The sequence below is a fragment of the Paracoccus saliphilus genome (assembly GCF_028553805.1).
GTDB classification, from domain to species: Bacteria; Pseudomonadota; Alphaproteobacteria; order Rhodobacterales; family Rhodobacteraceae; genus Paracoccus; species Paracoccus saliphilus.
The window spans coordinates 1,447,019-1,466,017 of sequence record NZ_CP067140.1 but is presented as its reverse complement, the minus strand read 5'-3'; the positions used below and the strand labels follow the sequence as shown (position 1 = coordinate 1,466,017).

Annotated in this window: 19 protein-coding genes; 15 read left to right on the top strand and 4 right to left on the bottom strand. The window is 65.9% G+C overall.

The annotated features are described in order from the left end of the window. The first annotated feature begins 78 nt into the window (after positions 1–78). From tolQ to ftsH, 8 genes are all read left to right on the top strand, one after another. Positions 79–774: a protein TolQ gene (gene tolQ, locus JHX88_RS06905; protein ID WP_076527174.1), complete on the top strand. Its 696-nt coding sequence runs from the start codon at positions 79–81 to the stop codon at positions 772–774. 9 nt (positions 775–783) lie between these two features. Then, a complete protein-coding gene (gene tolR, locus JHX88_RS06900; protein ID WP_076527175.1) occupies positions 784–1,236 on the top strand; it encodes a protein TolR in 453 nt (150 codons plus the stop codon). A gap of 3 nt (positions 1,237–1,239) precedes the next feature. Then, positions 1,240–3,063 carry a hypothetical protein gene (locus tag JHX88_RS06895; protein ID WP_076527176.1) on the top strand — a complete coding sequence of 608 codons (1,824 nt, stop codon included), beginning with the start codon at positions 1,240–1,242 and terminating at the stop codon, positions 3,061–3,063. 70 nt (positions 3,064–3,133) lie between these two features. After that, positions 3,134–4,465 (top strand): Tol-Pal system beta propeller repeat protein TolB, encoded by a 1,332-nt coding sequence (gene tolB / locus JHX88_RS06890; RefSeq protein ID WP_176011472.1) that lies wholly within the window; start codon positions 3,134–3,136, stop codon positions 4,463–4,465. Between the two features lie 10 nt (positions 4,466–4,475). After that, positions 4,476–5,003 (top strand): peptidoglycan-associated lipoprotein Pal, encoded by a 528-nt coding sequence (pal, locus tag JHX88_RS06885; protein ID WP_076527178.1) that lies wholly within the window; start codon positions 4,476–4,478, stop codon positions 5,001–5,003. Next, on the top strand, positions 5,000–5,905 hold the full coding sequence (locus tag JHX88_RS06880; RefSeq protein WP_272848205.1) for a tetratricopeptide repeat protein: 906 nt from the start codon (positions 5,000–5,002) through the stop codon (positions 5,903–5,905). Before pal ends, JHX88_RS06880 begins: the two co-directional genes overlap by 4 nt. A gap of 8 nt (positions 5,906–5,913) precedes the next feature. Beyond that, the gene (gene tilS, locus JHX88_RS06875; RefSeq protein ID WP_084203226.1) at positions 5,914–7,152 is read left to right on the top strand and encodes a tRNA lysidine(34) synthetase TilS; all 1,239 of its coding nucleotides are present in this window, start codon (positions 5,914–5,916) and stop codon (positions 7,150–7,152) included. Positions 7,153–7,209: 57 nt separating this feature from the next. Continuing rightward, the gene (ftsH, locus tag JHX88_RS06870) at positions 7,210–9,102 is read left to right on the top strand and encodes an ATP-dependent zinc metalloprotease FtsH (RefSeq protein WP_076527179.1); all 1,893 of its coding nucleotides are present in this window, start codon (positions 7,210–7,212) and stop codon (positions 9,100–9,102) included. Positions 9,103–9,161: 59 nt separating this feature from the next. Here the strand turns inward: ftsH and JHX88_RS06865 are convergent, their stop codons facing one another. Next, positions 9,162–9,593 carry an organic hydroperoxide resistance protein gene (locus tag JHX88_RS06865; RefSeq protein WP_076527180.1) on the bottom strand — a complete coding sequence of 144 codons (432 nt, stop codon included), beginning with the start codon at positions 9,591–9,593 and terminating at the stop codon, positions 9,162–9,164. Between the two features lie 128 nt (positions 9,594–9,721). On the opposite strand from JHX88_RS06865, the gene JHX88_RS06860 reads away from it, so the two are divergent. Both JHX88_RS06860 and folD read left to right on the top strand, forming a co-directional pair. Beyond that, entirely contained in the window at positions 9,722–10,024 is a 303-nt protein-coding gene (locus JHX88_RS06860; RefSeq protein WP_076527255.1) for a chorismate mutase, read from the top strand. Further along, complete coding sequence (gene folD / locus JHX88_RS06855) at positions 10,021–10,896, top strand: bifunctional methylenetetrahydrofolate dehydrogenase/methenyltetrahydrofolate cyclohydrolase FolD (RefSeq protein WP_076527181.1); 876 nt, start codon at positions 10,021–10,023, stop codon at positions 10,894–10,896. Before JHX88_RS06860 ends, folD begins: the two co-directional genes overlap by 4 nt. Positions 10,897–10,989: 93 nt before the next feature. Here folD and ruvB read toward each other — a convergent pair whose 3' ends face one another. The 3 genes from ruvB to ruvC are packed head-to-tail and all read right to left on the bottom strand — an operon-like array spanning position 10,990 to position 13,242. Further along, complete coding sequence (gene ruvB / locus JHX88_RS06850; protein WP_076527182.1) at positions 10,990–12,021, bottom strand: Holliday junction branch migration DNA helicase RuvB; 1,032 nt, start codon at positions 12,019–12,021, stop codon at positions 10,990–10,992. Between the two features lies 1 nt (position 12,022). Then, positions 12,023–12,727: a Holliday junction branch migration protein RuvA gene (ruvA, locus tag JHX88_RS06845; protein ID WP_076527183.1), complete on the bottom strand. Its 705-nt coding sequence runs from the start codon at positions 12,725–12,727 to the stop codon at positions 12,023–12,025. Then, positions 12,724–13,242 carry a crossover junction endodeoxyribonuclease RuvC gene (gene ruvC, locus JHX88_RS06840; protein ID WP_076527184.1) on the bottom strand — a complete coding sequence of 173 codons (519 nt, stop codon included), beginning with the start codon at positions 13,240–13,242 and terminating at the stop codon, positions 12,724–12,726. The genes ruvA and ruvC overlap by 4 nt, the downstream gene beginning before the upstream one ends. A 153-nt stretch (positions 13,243–13,395) precedes the next feature. Between ruvC and JHX88_RS06835 the strand changes: the two genes are divergently transcribed. The 5 genes from JHX88_RS06835 to JHX88_RS06815 are packed head-to-tail and all read left to right on the top strand — an operon-like array spanning position 13,396 to position 18,989. Then, complete coding sequence (locus JHX88_RS06835) at positions 13,396–16,245, top strand: monovalent cation/H+ antiporter subunit A (RefSeq protein WP_076527185.1); 2,850 nt, start codon at positions 13,396–13,398, stop codon at positions 16,243–16,245. Continuing rightward, positions 16,245–16,640, top strand: a complete 396-nt coding sequence (locus tag JHX88_RS06830) for a Na+/H+ antiporter subunit C (RefSeq protein WP_076527186.1) — start codon at positions 16,245–16,247, stop codon at positions 16,638–16,640. Before JHX88_RS06835 ends, JHX88_RS06830 begins: the two co-directional genes overlap by 1 nt. After that, a complete protein-coding gene (locus JHX88_RS06825; RefSeq protein ID WP_076527187.1) occupies positions 16,637–18,235 on the top strand; it encodes a monovalent cation/H+ antiporter subunit D in 1,599 nt (532 codons plus the stop codon). The genes JHX88_RS06830 and JHX88_RS06825 overlap by 4 nt, the downstream gene beginning before the upstream one ends. Beyond that, positions 18,232–18,723, top strand: a complete 492-nt coding sequence (locus JHX88_RS06820; RefSeq protein ID WP_076527188.1) for a Na+/H+ antiporter subunit E — start codon at positions 18,232–18,234, stop codon at positions 18,721–18,723. The genes JHX88_RS06825 and JHX88_RS06820 overlap by 4 nt, the downstream gene beginning before the upstream one ends. Then, entirely contained in the window at positions 18,720–18,989 is a 270-nt protein-coding gene (locus tag JHX88_RS06815) for a K+/H+ antiporter subunit F (RefSeq protein WP_076527189.1), read from the top strand. The genes JHX88_RS06820 and JHX88_RS06815 overlap by 4 nt, the downstream gene beginning before the upstream one ends. The last annotated feature ends 10 nt before the right edge of the window (positions 18,990–18,999 follow it).

Sequence of the window (18,999 nt, the reverse complement as noted above, 5' to 3'; positions counted from 1 at the left end):
TGTAGCGGGGGGTGAAACTGCTGATAAACAAGCGGTAGAAGGCCCGCGAAACGCGCCCGACAAGATGAGGCAGTGACAATGGAACCCATTCAGGCCGCACAGGCCCTCGATTTCTCGCTGGTGGCGCTTTTCATGCGCGCCTCGCTGACGGTCAAGGTCGTGATGATCATCCTGATCATCGCCTCTTTCTGGGGGTGGGCAATCATCATCCAGAAATTCCTTACCTTCGCCAATGCAAGGCGGGAGGCAGGCAGATTCGACCGTTCCTTCTGGTCCGGCGAGCCGCTGGACGACCTGTATGACCGGCTTGGCGAGCGCCCCTCGGGCGCATCCGAACGGATTTTCTCGGCCGGCATGACCGAATGGCGCCGCAGCCATCGCGAGGACGGGGCGCTGATCCCCGGCGGCACGCAGCGCATCGACCGGGCCATGAACGTGGCCATCCAGCGCGAGGAGACGCGGCTGTTCCGCGGGCTGTCCTTCCTTGCCACGGTGGGGGCGACCGCGCCCTTTATCGGGCTTTTCGGCACGGTCTGGGGCATCAAGAACGCCTTCGAGGGCATCGCGATGTCGCAAAATACCAGCCTTGCCGTCGTCGCGCCGGGCATTGCCGAGGCATTGCTGGCAACCGCTCTTGGCCTGCTGGCGGCGATCCCGGCGGTGATCTTCTATAACAAGCTGTCGGGCGATGCCGATCGCGTCGTCGGCAACTGGGAAAGCTTCGCGGATGAATTCTCGACCCTGCTGTCGCGGCAGCTGGACGATGAAGGCTGAGGGCGGGCGATGTCGGATATCGTCAAACGGGTAAGGCGCAAGGGTCGCGGACGCAGGCGCAACGCGCCGATGTCCGAGATCAACGTCACGCCCTTCGTGGACGTGATGCTGGTGCTGCTGGTGATCTTCATGGTCGCCGCGCCGCTGATGACCGCGGGCGTGCCGCTGAACCTGCCGCGCACCGCCGCGACCGCCGTTCCCTCGGAACAGGAGGAGCCGCTGGTGGTCTCGATCCCCGCCGAGGGCGAGGTCACGCTGATGAACGAACCGGTCGCCGACGACCAGGTGGTCGAGCGGCTGCGCGCCATATTGGCCGAGCGGCAGACCGACCGCATCTTCCTGCGCGCCGATGGCGGCATTCCCTATGCCCGCGTCGTACAGGTGATGGGCGCCCTGAACGCCGCCGGATTCACCAATATCGTGCTGGTCACCGATACCGGCGGCCCGCGGATGGATGGCTGATCCATGTCCGACCGGGAAGAGCGCATCGGCTGGTGGATCTCGGGCGTCGCGCATGCGGCGCTGATCCTCTGGGCGCTTCTGGGCGGGGTACTGCTCCGCCCGCAGCCCTCGCAGCCCGTGCGCATGACCGAGGTGGCGACGATGAGCGGGGCCGAGTTCGAGGAATATGCCGCCGCCTCGCGCGGGGCCGGTCCCGTCGCCCCCGAGGCCACGGCGGTCGCCGAGATCTCGGAACCCGAAACCGAGGATGCGCCGGCGGCTCCGGCTGCCGAGGCGACCGCACCGGACTCCGAGGATGAGGCGCAGGAACTGGCAGAGCCCGACACATCCGAGTCACAGCCGGATCTGAGCGATTTCGAGCCGCGCGAGCCGGTGGATGTGGCGACCGACCTGCCCGACACGCCCGCAGCGCCGGAGCCTGTCGAGGAGGCCGCCCCGCCCGCCCCGGCGGAAAGCGCGCAGCCTGAAGCCGATGCCCAGCCATCGCGGCCCGCACCATCGGAACAGGATGAGAGCATCGAGCCGGTGGCGCCTCGTTCCGCGCTGGCGCTGGACCAGTCGACACGCCCGCAGGACCGCCCGGACGGGCTGGTTGAGGCTTTCAACGCCCGCGTCGCCGAGCAGGAGGCCGCAAGAGAGGCGGCGGCAGAGGCCAGCCGCGAGGCAGAGCGCCTTGCCACAGAGGCCGCAGAGGCCGCGGAACGGCAGGCGGCCGAGCAGGCACGGCAGGAGGCGGAGGCCGAGGCTGCCGCGCAAGCAGAGCGCGAAGCCGAGGAGCAACGCGCGGCAGAGGCTCGGGCGGAAGAGGAACGCCGGGCGGCGGAGCAAGCCGCGCGGGAAGAAGAGCAGCGTCAGGCCGAAGAAGAACGTCGCGCAGCCGAACAGGCTGAACGCGAAGAACAGGAACGCCAAGCCGCGGAACAGGCCGCACGCGAAGAAGAGCAGCGCCGCGCCGAAGAGGAAGCCCGACGGGCCGAGGAAGAACGGCAGGCAGCCGAACAGGCCGCACGCGAAGAACAGGAACGCCAAGCCGCGGAACAGGCCGCGCGCGAGGAAGAGCAGCGCCGCGCCGAAGAAGAAGCCCGCCAGGCCGAGGAAGAACGCCGGGCCGCAGCCGAGCGCGAAGAAGCCGAACGCCGCGCAGCCGAAGAGGAAGCCGAACGCGAGGCCGCAGAACAGCAGGCGCTGCAAGATGCCCTGCGCGAAGCCCAGGAAGCCGAATCCGGCAGCGAAGGCGAGGACACCGCCTCAACCGGCCAGACGGGCGGGGACGATGTTCAGCGGATCGAAGGCGGCAGCGGTGCCTCGGTCGAGCAGGACCCGCTCTCGGCGGCTCTGTCCGAGGCCATGTCGCAAGGCAACTCCCCCCCGGCAGACGAGCCCGAACCGGCCCCCGAGCCGAACCAGCTCAACCCGGTGCCGATCACGCCGACGCCGCTACCGGATCCCGATCAGCAATCCGAGGCAACGACAGGAACAGGGGGGGCTGCGCCGCTTGGCCAGCCCCTTTCGCTGTCGGAACGCGAAGGATTCAGGCTGGCGCTGGAGGATTGCTGGAACCGCGGCGCATTGTCGATCGATGCCGCCCGCACCACGGTTTCGATCGAGTTCAGGATGACTCCCGATGGCCGCCCCGAACCGGCCAGCCTGCGCCTGATCGATTCGCAGGGCGGATCTTCACAGACCGCCGTGCAGATCGCCTATGAAACCGCCAGCCGCGCGATCCGGAATTGCGGACGGTCGGGATTTCCGCTCCCGCGCGAGAAATACGGGCGCTGGCGCGATGTCATCGTGGATTTCCGCCCGGAAGGAATTGCATTCGAGTAGTAAGGTCGGGGCGAAACCCGGCTTTTGCCCCGACGCCAATGACGCTAAAGAGGACAGCATGTTCCGTAACCTGACCCTTGCCCCCGCCCTCGCCCCCGCGCTTGCCCTTGTGCTTTGCGCGACCGGCGGCACCATGACCGCCCTTCCCGCGCTGGCGCAGGACGGCCCGCTCAGAATCGAGATCACCGATGGCGTCTCTGAACCGGTCGCCATGGCGATCCCGGAATTTCACGGCGATGCCGAGGCCGCCTCGAAAATCCGGCAGGTGGTCGCGGATGACCTGACCGGCACCGGGCTGTTCCGCGAGATCCCGGCCGAGGCGCATGTCGCCAGCCGCGGCAGTTTTGCCGATGCCGTCGCCTACGAAGAATGGCGCACGATCAACGCGCAGGCGCTGGTCACCGCCGAGGTGACCGGAGAGGGCGAAGAGATCAGCGTCAAGTTCCGGCTGTTCGACGTTTTCGCGGGCCAGCCGCTTGGCGACGGGATGCAATTCGTCGCCCGCGCCAGCGACTGGCGCCGCGCCGCCCACAAGATCGCCGACCAGATCTATTCCCGGCTGACCGGCGAGGCCCCCTATTTCGACAGCCGGGTGGCCTTCGTACAGGAAACCGGCCCCAAGGATGCCCGGATCAAGCGGATCGGGGTGATGGATTACGACGGCGCGAATATCCTGTGGATGACCGACAGTTCCTCGCTGGTCCTGGCGCCGCAATTCTCGCCCGATGGCAAGAAGATCCTGTTCACCAGCTTTGACAGCGGCTTTCCGCAGATCCAGTCGCTGGACGTGGCCTCGGTCACCGCCAAGGCGGTCACCCAGGGGGGCGGCAGCATGGCCTTTTCGCCCCGCTATTCCCCGGATGGCCGCTGGATCGTCTATTCGCTGGAGAAAAGCGGCAACACGGATATCTGGCTGATGGATGCCGCCACGGGCGCGCAGCGGCCGCTGACCGACTCGCCGTCGATCGAGACCTCGCCCAGCTTCAGCCCCGACGGCAAGCAGGTCGTGTTCGAATCCGACCGTTCGGGCACGCCCCAGCTTTACGTGATGGGCCTTGAGGGCGGCGAGCCCACCCGGATCAGCTTTGGCGAAGGCCGCTATGGCGATCCGGCATGGTCGCCCAAGGGCGACATGATTGCCTTTACCAAGCAGCTTGGCGACCGCTTCCATATCGGGGTGATGCGCAAGGATGGCGAGGGCGAGAAGACCCTGACCGATTCCTTCCTTGACGAAGGCCCGACATGGGCCCCCAATGGGCGCGTCATCATGTTCACGCGTGTCACACCGGGCGGCGATGGCCAGCCGCGCCTGCACTCGGTCGATATCACCGGGCGCAACATGCGCCCAATGAAACTCGATTTTGCCGCATCGGATCCCTCCTGGGGTCCGCTTTTGCCGTAGGGACCTTGCAATGAAACCATATCTGATCCTTCTCTCCGCCTCTTTCCTCGGGCTTGCCGCCTGCACGCAGCCTGCCCCGCCGCCGCAGGTGCAGGACCCTTATGCCAACCAGGGCAATGGCGCGCTTTACCAGGGCGACCTGGCCGGGGGCACGCTGAGCGGCGAGGCGACCGCCCAGTATTTCAACGACCAGGTCGGCAACACGGTGCTGTTCGCCGCCAACCAGACGACGCTGAGCGGCGATGCCCGCGCGATCCTGGCCCGGCAGGCCGAATGGCTGAACAAGCACGGCAATTTCTCGGCCGTGGTGCAGGGCCATGCCGAGGAAACCGGCACCCGCGAATACAACCTCGCCCTGGGCGCGCGGCGCGCCAGCGCGGTCCAGGAATACCTGGTCGCGCAAGGCGTATCCTCGGACCGCGTCCGCACGCTGAGCTTCGGCAAGGAGCGCCCCGCCGAGATTTGCTCGAACGAAAGCTGCTATGCCCAGAACCGCCGCGCCGTCACCGTGGTGAGCGATACGGGGACTGGCACGTGATCCGCCGGGCCGTCGCCGCCGCCACGCTGGTCGCGATGATGGCTCTGCCGGTCGCGGCGCAAGAGCCGACGCTGGCCGACCTGCGGACCGAGGTCTCTGATCTGCGCAGCCAGTTGCAGGATCTGCGGGCCGAGTTGCGGGCCGCCGGATCGGAAGGCTACCAGCAGGTCGGGGGCGCCGCCGCCATCGACCGCATGAATGCCATGGAAGAGCAGCTGACGAAGCTGACCAACCAGACCGAGCAGTTGCAGAACCGCATCCGGCAGGTGCTCGATGAAAACACCCGGCGCATCGACGATGTCGAGTTCCGCCTGTGCGAGATGGACGAGACCTGTGACCTGGGTGCGCTGACCACCCCCGATCCGGTCGAGGCAAATTCCGGCGTGACCGTGGTTCCGCAGATCGAATCGGGTTCCGCCCCCGCCGCCGGGCAAAACTCCACGGCCTCCACCGCCGAACGGGCCGATTTCGACGCGGCCCATGACGCGCTGAACAACGGCGATTTCCAGCGTGCCGCCGAGATGTTCGCCGCCGTCGCCGAGAAACATGCGGGCGGTCCGCTGACGGCAGAGGCGTTGTATCTGCGGGGAGCGGCTCTGGACAATGCGGGGCAGCCCCAGGCCGCCGCCGCTGCCTGGCTGGAGGGGTTCACCGCCGATCCGAACAGCGCGCGGGCCGGTGACAGCCTGCTGGGGATCGCCCGCGTGATCGAGAATGACGGCGATCCGGTCGCGGCCTGCCTCTATCTTGCCGAGATCCCGGCCCGCTTCCCTGACAGTGCCCCCGCCATCGAGGCCGAGAGCCGGATGGTGGCGCTGGATTGCGGCAATAACGGTCCCGCCTCCGGGGAAACCGCCGAGATGGACCCCGAGGCTGCCGCCGATCTGGCCGAACATGAATGAGCGGATGAATGTGCGCCGCCGGGACTGATCCGGCGGCACGGATTCACGCGGCGCTGGACCGCCTGGCGGGCGATCTGCCCGGTCTCGGCGTGGCGGTTTCGGGCGGTGGCGATTCCATCGCCCTGATGCATGTCATTGCCGAATGGGCCTCGGGCCGGAATATCCGCGTGGCGACGGTGGATCACTGCCTGCGCCCGGAAAGCACCGATGAGGCAGAGCGGGTCGCGCAGGCGGCATCCGCGCTGGACCTGCCCCATGACCGCCTGCCCTGGCAGCATGGTGGCGATCTGCCGGGAAACCTGATGGCGAATGCGCGCAATGCCCGGCTGACGCTCTTGTCGGAATGGGCAGGGGAACACCGCCTGCCCGCCATCGCGCTTGGACATACGGCCGATGACCAGGCGGAAACGCTGCTGATGCGCCTGATGCGTGGCGCGGGCATCGACGGTCTGGCGGGCATGGCAGAGCGCCGCGAGGCGATGGGGATCACCTGGCTGCGCCCGATGCTGCAGGTCGGTCGGGCGGAACTGCGCGAATGGCTGACAGGGCGGGGCATCGGCTGGATCGACGATCCCAGCAACGAGAACGCCGATTTCGACCGCGTCCGAATCCGCCAGGCGATGGCGGCGCTCGGGATCGCTCCCGATGCGCTGGCCCGCTCGGCAGAGAACCTGCGCGACGCGCGCGAGGCGCTGTCCCATTGCACGGCAGAGACCGTAGCCGGGGCGATTGCCCGCAACGGCACGCTGATCCTGCCCCTTCTGCCGATTCGCGAGGCACCGCCGGAAATCGCCCGCCGCCTGCTGATCGCCGGTTGCCGCTGGATTACCGGCGCGGATTATCCCCCGCGCCGCTCGACCGTGCTGCATGCGATGAAAGCGATCTCATCGGGCGGCCGGGTCACGCTGGACGGGGCGCTGATCGAGCCCACGGAGAGTGATTTGCGGTTCAGCCGCGAACCCGCCGCCGCGCTGCGCGCCGGGACCAGCCGCGGCCCCACCTGGGATAACCGCTGGAGAATCATCGGATTGCAACCGCAAGAACATGTCGCGGCCCTGGGATATTCGCCCCTGTCAGGGACGGATTGGCGCGCCACCGGCCTGACGCGGGACGAGGCCGCCGCCAGTCCGGCGATCTGGAACGGCGGTGAACTGGTGGCCGCACCACTTGCGAATGGGGAAAAAACTCACCAAATTTTGCCTCTCCGGGACAAGAATGATTTGCTCGGCTTGCTGATGGCGCATTGAACCTGCGGCGATAATCCCTATTTTCATCTCAAACCGTATCTTGCCGGAGGACCCGTTTTGGGCAACGCACGTAATCTCGCCTTCTGGGTGGTTCTGTTCCTGATGATTCTGGCGCTGTTCAATCTGTTCAGCGATGGCTCATCGAACATGAACAGCCGGCAGATCAGCTATTCCAACTTCATCGAACGTGTCGACAAGGACCAGGTCACCGCCGTCACCATCGACGGCGAAGAGCTGACGATCACCGGCACCGATGGGCAAAGCTATACCTCGGTCCGCCCGGTCGGCGAGGAAATCGCCGACAAGCTGATCGACAAGGGCATCGAGGTGCAGGTGGTCAAGCAGCAGCAATCGGGCTTCATGTCCCTGTTGGGGGTCTGGCTGCCCTTCATCCTGCTGATCGGCGTGTGGATTTTCTTCATGAACCGGATGCAGGGCGGTGGAAAAGGCGGCGCGATGGGCTTTGGCAAAAGCCGCGCGAAACTGCTGACCGAAAAGCATGGCCGGGTGACATTCGACGATGTGGCCGGCATCGACGAGGCCAAGGAAGAGCTGGAGGAGATCGTCGAATTCCTGCGCAATCCGCAGAAATTCAGCCGTCTCGGCGGCAAGATCCCCAAGGGCGGGCTGCTGGTCGGCCCTCCGGGCACCGGTAAGACCCTGCTGGCGCGCGCAATCGCCGGCGAGGCCGGGGTGCCGTTCTTTACCATCTCGGGCTCGGATTTCGTCGAGATGTTCGTGGGCGTCGGCGCGTCTCGGGTTCGCGACATGTTCGAACAGGCCAAGAAATCCGCCCCCTGCATCGTCTTCATCGACGAGATCGACGCGGTGGGCCGTTCGCGCGGTGTCGGCATCGGCGGCGGCAATGACGAGCGCGAGCAGACGCTGAACCAGCTTCTGGTCGAGATGGACGGGTTCGAGGCCAATGAGGGCATCATCGTCATCGCCGCGACCAACCGCAAGGACGTGCTGGACCCCGCGCTGCTGCGCCCGGGCCGTTTCGACCGGCAGATCCATGTCCCCAATCCCGATATCAAGGGCCGCGAGAAGATCCTGGCCGTGCATTCCCGCAAGGTGCCGGTCGGTCCCGATGTCGATCTGCGCCTGATCGCACGCGGCACGCCGGGCTTCTCGGGCGCGGACCTGATGAACCTCGTGAACGAGGCCGCGCTGATGGCGGCGCGGATCGGGCGGCGTTTCGTCGCCATGGTCGATTTCGAGAATGCCAAGGACAAGGTCATGCTGGGGGTCGAACGCCGCAGCATGGTGCTGACGCCCGAGCAGAAGGAAAAGACCGCCTATCACGAGGCCGGTCACGCCATTGTCGGCCTGTCGCTGCCGAAATGCGACCCGGTCTACAAGGCCACCATCATCCCGCGCGGCGGCGCGCTCGGCATGGTCGTCAGCCTGCCCGAGATGGACCGGCTGAATTTCCACAAGGACGAGGTCAAGCAGAAGCTGGCCATGACCATGGCCGGCAAGGCCGCCGAGATCATCAAATACGGTGAGGATGGCGTGTCCAACGGCCCGGCCGGCGATATCCAGCAGGCCAGCCAGCTTGCCCGCGCCATGGTGATGCGGTGGGGCATGTCGGATAAGGTCGGCAATATCGACTATGCCGAGGCGGCCGAGGGTTATAACGGCAGCACCGGCGGTTTCTCGATCTCTGCCTCGACCAAGGAGCTGATCGAGCAGGAGGTCCATGACCTGATCGAAGAGGGCTATCAGCACGCCCGCAGCATCCTGCTTGAAAAGGAAGAGGAATTCGAGCGTCTTGCCCAGGGCCTTCTGGAATACGAGACCCTGACCGGCGAGGAAATCCGCAAGATCACCCGGGGCGAACATCTGGAGGACGATGACGATGACGCGCCGGGCAGCCTGATCCCCTCGGTGGCCTCGGTGCCCAAGGCTGGCAAGCCCGCTCCGGGCGGCGATCCGGCCCCGGCATAGGCTCAAGACAAGACCCCGGCCCATAAGGACCGGGGTCTTTCATTTCAGCATGATGTGGATCAGGCCAGTTTCGGGGTGATATTCAGCGATCCACGGGTCGCGTCGGAATAGGGGCAGACCACGTGGCCGCCCGCGACCAGGTCCTCGGCGGTCTCGCGATCGACACCCGGCAGGCTGACGCTGATCTCGACATCCAGACCGAAACCGGTGTCTTCGCGCGGACCGATCCCCACGCTGACCTGCACGCTTGCGTCATCCGGCACCGCGATCTTCTTGGATGCCGCATAATGGCGCATCGCCCCCATGAAACAGGCCGCGTAACCGGTCGCGAACAGTTTCTCGGGGTTGAGCCCGTCGCCACCCGGCCCGCCCAATTCCTTGGGAACGGTCAGATCGGCGGTGAAACTGCCGTCATCCACCTTGGATTTTCCGTCACGTCCGCCTCCGGTCGCAGTGGCACTGGTCCGGTAGGCAACATTCTTCGTCGGCATCGCGATCTCCTTTCGATCTTCTGCGCATAACCCGGATGCTATCCCCGATCGCGGCGCCACGAAACAGCAAAGCTGCGACCAAGGCATCGCTTGCAACCGGCCCCGTCCCGGTGCATGTCCCGGTCAGCATGAGTGAGATAGACGATATTCCGGACATGCCCGCCCTGCGCGCCGAAATCGACGCGCTGGATGCCGAGCTGATCGCGTTACTGGCCCGGCGCCGGGCACTGATCGACCGGGCCGCGCAGATCAAGAAGGACCGCGCCCTGCCCGCGCGCATCGATTGGCGGGTCGAGGAGGTCGTCGCGAATGCGCGCCGTCACGCCACGGCAAAGGGCCTCGACCCCGAGCTGATCGGCACGATCTGGCGCCAGCTGGTCGAGGCCGCCATCGCGCAGGAAAACCGCCATCTGAAGGGAGACCACGAATGACAGCCACTCCGATCGACGGGAAAGCCTTTGCAGCCGGGTTGCGCGAGCGCATCGCCGAACATACCGCCGCCATGAAGGAACGCGGCATCACGCCGGGCCTCGCCGTGGTTCTGGTGGGTGAGGATCCGGCCAGCCAGGTCTATGTGCGCTCGAAGGGCAAGCAGACCCGCGAGACGGGCATGAACTCCTTCGAGCATCGCCTGCCCGCTGAGACGCCCGAGGCCGAGCTGCTGGCGCTGGTCGAGCAGTTGAACGAGGATCCGGCGGTGAACGGCATCCTCGTGCAGCTTCCCCTGCCCGATCATATGGACGAGGCCAGGGTGACCAACGCGATCCGGCCGGAAAAGGATGTCGACGGCTTCCATATCCTGAATGTCGGACGGCTGGCCACCGGGCAGAAGGCAATGGTGCCCTGCACGCCGCTTGGCAGCCTGATGCTGTTGCGCGACCGGTTGGGCAGCCTGTCGGGCAAGAACGCCCTTGTCATCGGGCGCAGCAATATCGTCGGCAAGCCGATGGCCCAGCTGTTGCTGCGCGACAGCGCCACGGTCACCATCGCCCATTCGCGCACGCAAAACCTGCCCGAACTGTGCCGAACCGCCGATATCGTCATCGCCGCCGTCGGCCGGGCGCATTTCGTCAAGGGCGACTGGATCAAGCCCGGCGCGACGGTGATCGATGTCGGCATCAACCGCACCGATGACGGGCTTGTGGGCGATGTCGATTTCGCCGAGGCCGCGCAGGTCGCGGGCGCCATCACCCCGGTCCCCGGCGGTGTCGGCCCGATGACCATCGCCTGCCTGCTGGCCAATACCCTGACCGCCACCGCCCGCGCGAACGGCCTGCCCGACCCCGAAGGGCTGACACCGTAACCGCTCGCCGGATTTCCCGGCTTCTTCTTCACGAAAAATATCCCGGGGGGCCCGGCCCGCAAGGGACGGGCGGGGCAGAGCCCCACCCGGCGCCTATCCCTCGAACAGGTCTTCCTGTCCGGGGGCGACCGGCGCCGCCAGCCCCATATGCCGCCAGGCACGAGGGGCCAATTGACGGCCACGAGGCGTCCGCGCGATCAGCCCTTGCTGCAACAGGAAGGGCTCGATCACCTCCTCGATCGCATCGCGGCTTTCCGACAGCGCCGCCGACAGGGTCTCGACCCCGACCGGGCCGCCGCCATAATGTTCGGCCATCAGCTTCAGGTAGCGGCGGTCGGCCCCGTCCAGCCCGATATCGTCCACGCCCAACCGGGTCAGGGCGGAATCGGCAATGGCGCGGGTCAGGCGGCCATCGCCCTCGACCAGCGCGAAATCCACCACCCGGCGCAGCAGCCGCCCCGCGATGCGCGGCGTGCCACGCGAGCGGCGGGCGATTTCAAGCGTGCCCTCCTGTTCGACCTCGATCCCCAGCAACCGGGCGCCGCGCTGGACGATATGGTCGAGTTCCTCGACCTCGTAGAATTGCAGCCGGGTCGGGATGCCGAAACGATCCCTGAGCGGCGTGGTCAGCAGGCCCAACCGCGTCGTCGCCCCGACAAGGGTGAAGGGCTGCAGCTCGATCCGCACGGTCCGCGCCGCCGGGCCCTCGCCGATCACCAGGTCCAGCTCGAAATCCTCCATCGCCGGGTAAAGCACCTCTTCCACGGCCGGGTTCATGCGGTGGATCTCGTCGATGAACAGCACGTCGCGGGCCTCGAGATTGGTCAGGATCGCCGCCAGATCGCCAGCCCGCGCCAGCACCGGCCCCGAGGTCATGCGGAAATTCACCCCCAGTTCGCGCGCCATGATCTGGGCGAGCGTGGTCTTGCCAAGGCCCGGAGGGCCGAAGAACAGCGTGTGGTCCATCGCCTTCCCGCGCATCTTCGCGCTTTCGATGAAGACGCGCAGATTGGCGCGCGCCTCGGCCTGGCCTACGAAATCGCCAAGCGCCTGCGGGCGCAGGGCCCGGTCCTCGGTCTCGCCCTCCAGCGGTTCGGGACGCAGGGTGGGATCGGGCTCGCTCATGCTATCCCTTCGGCGCGAGCGATTTGAGCGCCGCGCGGATCAATGTGGATGTATCGGCCCCGGTTTCACGCGCCTGCGTCTCGGCCACGGCAGAGGCGGCCTCGGAATGGCCATAGCCAAGATTGGTCAGCGCCGACAATGCCTCGGCCGCGGCCTTTGCCGTTCCCCCGCCGGCCGGGTCGGGTTGCGCCGGGGCACCGGCCACGGGGGCCGGGGCATCGGCGGCGGGCGTGCCGGGTTCGATGCCCGGCGCGCCCGCAACCCCTCCGGCATCGACGGTCAGGTCGCCGCCAAGCGCCATGATCGCCGGGGCCTTGTCCTTCAGTTCCAGCACGATGCGCTGCGCCAGCTTCGGCCCGACCCCCGGCGCCTTGCGCACCGCCGACCAGTCGCCCAGGGCGATGGCCCGCGACAGCCCCTCGGCCCCGAGCGTGCCAAGCAGGGCCAGCGACACTTTCGCGCCCACACCCTGGACCGAGGTCAGCAGCCGGTGCCATTCCTTTTCCAGCAGCGTCGAAAAGCCGAAAAGCTGCAGCAAATCCTCGCGCACAAGCAATTCGGTATAGAGCGCGACGGCCTGCCCGACCGGGGGCAGGTTCATCGAGGTGCGTTCGCTGACATGGACGATATAGCCGATTCCCCGCACGTCGATCAGCACGTGATCGGCGGCACGATGCAGGATCACCCCGGCGATGCGCCCGATCATGCGACACCTTGTCGCAGGCCCGCGACCCTCAATGTCCGGCCCTGCAGGTGATGCGCGTGGCAAATCGCGATCGCCAGCGCATCGGCGGAATCCGGTCCGTTGAACTGGACCCCCGGCAATTGAACCCGAACCATGTGCTGCACCTGCTCCTTCCCGGCATGCCCGACGCCGACCACGGTTTTCTTGACCGCGTTGGGCGCGTATTCACCCACGGCGATACCCGCCTCTGCCGGGGCCAGCAAGGCGATCCCGCGCGCCTGACCCAGTTTCAGCGTGCCTGCAGCGTCCTTGTTCACAAAGGTCTGCTCGACCGCGGCGGCATCGGGGCGATACTCCGCGATCACTTCGGTCAGCCCGCGGAACAGCACCGAGAGGCGCGCGCCCAGATCCTGCGCGCTGCCATCGGCTGTCGTTTGGATCACGCCGTTGGCCACATGCCGCAGCCGTGGCCCGTCGACCGAGATCACCCCCCAGCCCATATTCCTCAATCCAGGATCGATGCCCAGAACACGCATGGCTGCCCCTTTGTTTTTTCAAGAACTAGCACGAAACAAGAACATCGGCTAGGGGCAGTTACCGATTTCCGGGGCATTTGCTTGACTCCCCCGCCCCAATTGGAAAGACAAAGGAAAAAAGAACGCGTAGACGTCCAACAGGAACGGGGAAACATGTCGCCAGCCCTCATCGCCCTGCTGCCATTCATCGGGGCATTGCTGCCCGGTCTGCTTGTCCGCTCTGGCCGCTCCGTCGCGGCCACGGCCTGCGGAACCGCGACATTCGTGGCGCTTCTGGGGCTGCTGCTGCATGTTCCCGCCGTGATGCGCGGCGAGGTAATCACCGCCCGATTCGAGTGGTTGCCGCTGATCCAGCTCAACGCGAATTTCCGCATCGACGGGCTGGCGATCCTGTTCGGCACGCTGATCCTGGGGATCGGGCTGTTGATCATCACCTATGCGCGCTTCTACCTGTCGCGGCAGGATCCGGTGGGCAAGTTCTACACCTACCTGATGCTGTTCCAGGGCGCGATGATGGGCATCGTGCTGTCGGACAACATCCTGCTTCTGCTGATTTTCTGGGAGCTGACCTCGCTCTCGTCCTTTTTGCTGATCGGCTATTGGCGGCATCTGCCCGCCGGGCGGCAGGGCGCACGCATGGCGCTGGCCGTGACCGGCATGGGCGGGCTGGCGATGATCGCGGGGATGATGATCCTCGGGCAGATCGCGGGCAGCTATGACATCAGCGATATCCTGCAGGCGAAGGACGCGATCCAGGCCAGCCCGCATTACACCACCGCGCTGATCCTGATCCTGATCGGCGCCTTCACGAAATCGGCGCAGTTCCCGTTCCATTTCTGGCTGCCGCATGCCATGGCCGCCCCCACCCCGGTCAGCGCCTATCTGCATAGCGCGACCATGGTGAAGGCGGGGCTGTTCCTGATGGCGAGGCTCTGGCCGGTGCTGTCGGGGACGCCGGAATGGTTCTGGATCGTCGCCACGACCGGGCTGATCACCATGCTGCTCGGCGCGGCCATCGCGCTGTTCAAGGACGACCTCAAGGCGCTGCTGGCATTCTCGACGGTCAGTCACCTGGGGCTGATTACCATGCTGCTCGGCTTCGGCACCGAAGAGGCCGCCATCGCCGCCGTCTTCCACATCATCAACCACGCCACCTTCAAGGCCGCCCTGTTCATGACCGCCGGGATCATCGATCACGAGGCGGGCACGCGCTCCATCGCCAGGCTTGGCGGGCTGCGCAAGCTGATGCCGATCAGCTTCGCCATCGGCACCATCGCGGCGCTGTCCATGGCAGGTATCCCGCCGCTCAACGGCTTCCTGTCCAAGGAGATGATGCTTTACGAGGCCAGCCACCTGGAACTGGCGCGGCAATTCTTCATGGTGGTGGCGACCGTCGCGGCGGTGTTCTCGGTCGGCTATTCGCTGCGCTTCATCTTTCACGTCTTCACCGGGCCCGAGCGGCACGATTATCCGCATCACCCGCATGATCCGGGCTTCGGCATGTGGGCAGGCCCTGCCCTGCTGACGGTGCTGGTGATCCTGATCGGGCTGTTCCCGAATGTCATGGCGGGCTGGCTGGTCGATATCTCGGCCAGCGCGGTCACCGGGCACGAGGCGCATGCGCATATCGCGCATTGGCACGGGATTAATGCCGCCCTGATCATGTCGATGATCGCCATCGCGGGCGGGGTAGTGCTGCTGAAGCTGCACAAGCCCCTGCTCGCCGCATGGGAGGCCGCCCCGCGCCCCGAGGCGAAGGAGATCTTCGATACGCTGGTGCTCGCCGCCGTCAAGGCCGGACGGGCGGTCACCGATGCCATGACCAATGGCTCGATGCCGCGGGCGCTGGCCTTCTTCACGCTCGCCTCGCTTTTCGCGGGCGGTTTCGCATGGGTCACGGGTTCCGCCGGTCCGATCACGCGGCCGATGCTGCCGATAGAGCCGGTGCCCTTCATCGGCTGGCTGCTGCTGATCGTGGCAACCGGCTGCATGGTCTTTGTTCACCGGATCCGCCTGCTGGCGCTGGTGCTCGTGGCCATCGTCGGGTTGATCACCTCGATCTTCTTCGCCTATTTCTCGGCCCCCGACCTCGCGCTGACGCAGATCTCGGTCGAGATCGTCACCGTGATCCTGCTGCTTCTGGCGCTTAATTTCCTGCCCAAACGGACATTGGTCGAGACCAGCGCCACGATCCGGGGCTGGGACGCCTTCATCGCCACCCTGGCGGGGGTCGGCTTTGGCGGGCTGACCTATGCAATCCTGCGGCGCGATTTCGCCTTTGACAGCATTTCGGGCTACATGCTTGATAACAGCTACAAAATGGGCGGCGGCACCAATGTCGTGAACGTCATCCTGGTGGATTTCCGCGGCTATGACACCTTTGGCGAGATCACCGTTCTGGGCATCGCCGCGCTGGCGATCTTCGCGCTGACACAGACCTTGCTGCAGGGCAAATCCTCGGCCCGGCTGCGCAACTGGGTCTATGACCAGCGCCGCGCGGGGGACCGTCATCCGCTGATGCTGGTGATCGCGACACGGGTGATCCTGCCCATCACGCTGGTGGTCGGCCTGTTCATCTTCCTGCGCGGCCATAACCAGCCGGGCGGCGGCTTCATCGCCGGTCTTGTCGTCGCGGTCGCGCTGCTGATGCAATACATGGCCTCGGGCTATGCCTGGGCGCAGGACCGCCAGACCATCCCCTATCACGCGCTGATCGGCGCGGGCGTGGTGGCGGCGGGCGTTACCGGGATCGGCGCATGGTTCAACGGCAAACCGTTCCTGACCTCGGCCTATGGCTATTTCAAGTTGCCCTTCCTCGAGGAGTTCGAGCTGGCGACGGCGATGGGCTTCGATCTCGGCGTGTTCCTCTGCGTCGTCGGCGCGGTGATGCTCGCGCTCAACTCGCTCAGCCGGATCGCCCGGCGGGCCGGGGAGACGGTGAACGAGAAGCCGATGGATATCGATTTGAGCGAAGAACAAGAAGAACCGAAAGGAGCCCTGTGATGGAGCTTCTCGTCGCGACTGCCATCGGCGCATGCACGGCTGCCGGGATCTACCTGATCCTGCGGCTGCGGACCTTCGCGGTGGTGCTTGGCATGACCATGCTGACCTATGCGATCAACGCGTTCCTGTTCGTGACCGGGCGACTGGTGGTGAACCTGCCGCCGATCCTGCAAAAATATGACGAGAGCGCGGTCTATACCGACCCGCTGCCGCAGGCGCTGGTGCTGACCGCCATCGTGATCTCTTTCGGAATGACCGCCGTGGTGGTGATGATGGCGCTCGGTGCTTTCATCGAAAGCGGTGACGACCGGATCAACATGCCCGAGGACGACCGGGTGATGCCGCCGCTGAAGACCATCGACGACCAGAGCGAAGCCGAGGACGAAAAAGCATGACCCATTGGCTGATCGCTCCGGTTCTCGTCCCCGCCATTCTCGGCCCGCTGATGATCCTGTGGATGCGGCATGACCTGCTGCAGCAACGGGTCTTCGGCGTCATCGGCAGCCTGCTGACCCTCGTCGTCGCCATCAAGCTGAACGTCATGGCGGCGGGCGGAGAGATCTTCGTCTATCGCCTCGGCAACTGGTCCGCCCCCTTCGGCATCGTGCTGATGCTGGACCGGCTGGCAGCGCTGATGCTGATCCTGACCGCGATCCTTGCGGTGATCGTGCAGCTTTACGGCATCGGCTCGGGTTGGGACCGCAAGGGCTGGCATTTCCACTCGCTCTGGCTGTTCCAGCTGATGGGCGTGAACGGCGCCTTCCTGACCGGCGACGCCTTCAACCTGTTCGTGTTCTTCGAGGTGCTGCTGATCGCCAGCTACGGGCTGATGATCCATGGCGGCGGCCCGATGCGGCTGCGGGCCGGGGTGCAATATATCAGCTACAACCTCGCCGGATCGGCGCTGTTCCTGGCGGCGCTCGGCACGCTTTACTCGGTGACCGGCACGCTGAACATGGCCGACATGGCCGAGCGCGTGGCGATGATGCCGCCCGAGGATACCGCGGTCCTGCGCACCGGCGCGGTGCTCTTGATGCTGGTCTTCGCCATCAAGGCGGCGCTGGTGCCGCTGCATTTCTGGCTGCCCTCGACCTATGCCAACGCGCCGGGACCGGTCGCGGCGCTGTTCGCGATCATGTCCAAGGTCGGGGTCTACGCGATCATCCGTTTCTTCACGCTGGTCTTTCCAAGCGACACCATCGTCGAGACCATCGCCACCGACCTGCTGTTGCCCGCCGCGCTGGTCACCCTGACATTGGGACAGATCGGCGTATTGGGCACGCGCAGCCTGACGCGGCTTGCGGCCTATGCGGCCATCGCCTCGATCGGGATGCTGATCATCTCGGTGGCGCGTTTCGACGCGCAGGGGCTGACGGCGGGGCTGTATTACATGCTGCATTCGACCCTGGCCGCGGCGGCGCTGTTCCTGGTCGTGGACATGATCGCCGCCCGGCGCGGAGGCGATTTCTGGTTGCGGCTGCGCCCGGCGATCCGCCATACCGGCCTCGTCTCGGCGCTGTTCTTCGCGACCGCCATCGCCGTCGTGGGCCTGCCGCCGCTCTCGGGCTTCCTGGGCAAGCTGATGATCCTCGACGCCACGCGCGACGATCCCTGGATGGCGGGCATCTGGGCCACGATCCTGGTCACCTCGCTGATCTCGCTGGTCGGTTTCGGCCGCGCCGGCTCGATCCTGTTCTGGAAATCGCATGAGCTGGATACCGAACCGGGCAACGACACGGATGAGGGCGAGCGGCCCGCGCCCGGCCCGATCCCGACCAAGCTGGAAACCGACGAGCCGATCCAGGATGTCGACGATTCCGCCGCGCCCTGGCTAGCATATCTCGCCACCGGTGGCCTGCTGGCCGGCAGCGTGGCGCTGACAATCTTTGCCGGGCCGATTACCGGTTACCTGCAAGAAACCGCCGATCAGCTGACGCAGCCTGCGCTCTATTACGAATCCGTGCTGCAGAACCAGGAGGGCACGCGATGATCCGCCGCATCTTCCCTCACCCGTATCTCTCGGCGCTGCTGGTGCTGATCTGGATGCTGCTGGTGAACCGCTTTGCCTGGGGCTCGCTGGTCTTCGCGGTCATCATCAGCGTCGCCATCCCGGCCCTGACCGAACCCTATTGGCCCGACCGCGCAAGGCTGCGCAATCCGGGCAAGATCCTCGCCTATATCGGCCTGGTGATCTGGGACATCATCATGGCCAATGTCCAGGTCGCGATGATCGTGCTGTTCAAGCCGAACCGCAAGCTGCAACCGGCCTGGATCACCATCCCGCTCGACCTGCGCTCGCCCGAGGCGATCACGGTTCTGGCCAGCACGATCACCCTGACACCGGGCACGGTCAGCGCCGATCTCTCGCAGGACGGTCACGCGCTGCTGGTCCATTGCCTGCACGCCCCCGACCCGGAATCGGTGATCGAGGAGATCAAGTCCCGCTACGAGGCCCGGCTGACGGAGATTTTCGAATGATCGAATATGCATTGTATTTCGCCTTCATCTGCTTCGGGCTGGGCCTGTTGTTCTGCCTCTACCGGGTGGTCTTCGCCCCCGGTGTCAGCGACCGCGTGCTGGCGCTGGACACGATGACCGTCAACATGATCGCGCTGATCGCCCTGTTCGGCATCCTTCACGACACCACGATGTATTTCGAGATCATGCTGCTTCTGGCCATGGTCGGCTTCGTCTCGACGGTGGCCTATGCGAAATTCATCCTGCGCGGCGACGTGATCGAGTGAGGGAAGGGAA

Excerpts from the sequence above, each read along its gene's own strand:
- ruvB (WP_076527182.1), bottom strand. The coding sequence starts at position 12,021 with ATGAGCGAGCCCGATCCCACCCTGCGTCCCGAACCGCTGGAGGGCGAG.
- JHX88_RS06825 (WP_076527187.1), top strand. The coding sequence starts at position 16,637 with ATGACCCATTGGCTGATCGCTCCGGTTCTCGTCCCCGCCATTCTCGGC.
- JHX88_RS06815 (WP_076527189.1), top strand. The coding sequence starts at position 18,720 with ATGATCGAATATGCATTGTATTTCGCCTTCATCTGCTTCGGGCTGGGC.
- JHX88_RS06865 (WP_076527180.1), bottom strand. The coding sequence starts at position 9,593 with ATGCCGACGAAGAATGTTGCCTACCGGACCAGTGCCACTGCGACCGGA.
- ruvA (WP_076527183.1), bottom strand. The coding sequence starts at position 12,727 with ATGATCGGGCGCATCGCCGGGGTGATCCTGCATCGTGCCGCCGATCAC.
- JHX88_RS06830 (WP_076527186.1), top strand. The coding sequence starts at position 16,245 with ATGGAGCTTCTCGTCGCGACTGCCATCGGCGCATGCACGGCTGCCGGG.
- tilS (WP_084203226.1), top strand. The coding sequence starts at position 5,914 with ATGTGCGCCGCCGGGACTGATCCGGCGGCACGGATTCACGCGGCGCTG.
- folD (WP_076527181.1), top strand. The coding sequence starts at position 10,021 with ATGACAGCCACTCCGATCGACGGGAAAGCCTTTGCAGCCGGGTTGCGC.
- tolQ (WP_076527174.1), top strand. The coding sequence starts at position 79 with ATGGAACCCATTCAGGCCGCACAGGCCCTCGATTTCTCGCTGGTGGCG.
- ruvC (WP_076527184.1), bottom strand. The coding sequence starts at position 13,242 with ATGCGTGTTCTGGGCATCGATCCTGGATTGAGGAATATGGGCTGGGGG.
- JHX88_RS06895 (WP_076527176.1), top strand. The coding sequence starts at position 1,240 with ATGTCCGACCGGGAAGAGCGCATCGGCTGGTGGATCTCGGGCGTCGCG.
- JHX88_RS06835 (WP_076527185.1), top strand. The coding sequence starts at position 13,396 with ATGTCGCCAGCCCTCATCGCCCTGCTGCCATTCATCGGGGCATTGCTG.
- pal (WP_076527178.1), top strand. The coding sequence starts at position 4,476 with ATGAAACCATATCTGATCCTTCTCTCCGCCTCTTTCCTCGGGCTTGCC.
- JHX88_RS06860 (WP_076527255.1), top strand. The coding sequence starts at position 9,722 with ATGAGTGAGATAGACGATATTCCGGACATGCCCGCCCTGCGCGCCGAA.
- tolR (WP_076527175.1), top strand. The coding sequence starts at position 784 with ATGTCGGATATCGTCAAACGGGTAAGGCGCAAGGGTCGCGGACGCAGG.
- JHX88_RS06820 (WP_076527188.1), top strand. The coding sequence starts at position 18,232 with ATGATCCGCCGCATCTTCCCTCACCCGTATCTCTCGGCGCTGCTGGTG.